We start from the raw sequence: 228 nt of genomic DNA on the forward strand, positions 1-228 counted from the left end.
GGATCGAGCTTCACGCCGCCGGCGAGCTGGTCGAGGTTTTCCTGGGTCAGCACGGTCTGGCACCGGCCGCGGGGTCCGTCGTAGTCGCTGTCCTCGGGCTCCCGGGTGACGGCGGGGATGTAGTAGACGTTGGGGTTCTCGGCGGCGAGCTTCTCGAGCTTGTCGCGGTAGCCGAGGTCGCAGGCGTAGCGGACGCCGTGAATGAACACCAGGCGGTTCCAGCGGCCG

At 68.9% G+C, this 228-nt stretch carries 1 protein-coding gene; it reads right to left on the bottom strand.

The features are described 5' to 3' along the window. Window positions 1–228 (bottom strand): hypothetical protein (locus R0J87_RS25635; RefSeq protein ID WP_498889829.1); only part of this gene is annotated, 228 nt, incomplete at both ends.

This window comes from Halomonas sp. SIMBA_159 (genome assembly GCF_046536035.1).
Lineage (GTDB): Bacteria > Pseudomonadota > Gammaproteobacteria > Pseudomonadales > Halomonadaceae > Vreelandella > Vreelandella venusta_A.